Raw genomic sequence first — 788 nt, 5'->3', positions numbered from 1 at the left:
TAATTAAAGGTGGCTCCATCCATTTGGAAATTTTTTACAATTAGACCTGTGTGACAACGACAATTAGCTTATTAAGGGATAGCTTTGCCTTCAATTTTTCGAAGCCAGATGTGTGCTGGTTTCCATAAGGCTGCCCTTAAATAACGGCTTATTTGTAAGGTTTTTCGCTTACTTTTTGTTTCAATTTGTGCTAGAACATGTAAGCAAAATACAATCAGCGCAATAAAAACTTGATTCTGAATGGCCCAGTCACTTTGTCCGTAGAATTTCTTTATGTTGAGATGTTGCTTAATCCATTTAAAAAATAACTCAATCGCCCAACGAGATTTATACATTTCAGAAATTTCTTCGGCACTCAAATCAAAGCGATTCGTGATTAAGTGAAGTAGGTTCCCTTTTGAATCCATGACTTTTAAAAGGCGAAAGTAGTTTTCAGCTCGATTTTGAATCGTACCGATGATCACCATTTGATCCGACAAAACAGTCGTTCCTTCTGGGAGTTTAAAATCACAAACTTCCCTGATGACGGCATTTTTTCGCAATCTGGTGAGGAAAAAGAAACCATCATCGGTCATTCGATCAAAGCGTTCGTAGTCTAAGTATCCACGGTCAAACACATACATGCATTCTTTGTCATCCACCATGATTTCAAGCTGATTGCGATCATGTTCCTTTGCCGTTGTCATGATCGCTTTTTCAGGATAGGAAATCCCTTTTTCCATAAACACAAGGCGTAGATGCAGTTTCACACCGGCCTTTGTTTTGCGGAATTTAGCCCAACGATGATT

General features: G+C 38.6%; 1 protein-coding gene. It reads right to left on the bottom strand.

Annotation, left to right across the window (positions count from 1 at the left end; translation table 11 throughout):
- Nucleotides 1-71: 71 nt before the first annotated feature.
- A partial coding sequence (locus BFI01S_RS22075) for an IS4 family transposase (protein WP_156478378.1) occupies nt 72-788 on the bottom strand: 717 nt, incomplete at its 5' end.

The sequence above is a fragment of the Cytobacillus firmus NBRC 15306 genome (genome assembly GCF_001591465.1).
Lineage (GTDB): Bacteria > Bacillota > Bacilli > Bacillales > Cytobacillaceae > Cytobacillus > Cytobacillus firmus.
Note: the sequence above shows the minus strand (reverse complement) of the source record. Positions and strands in the feature narration are given on the sequence as shown.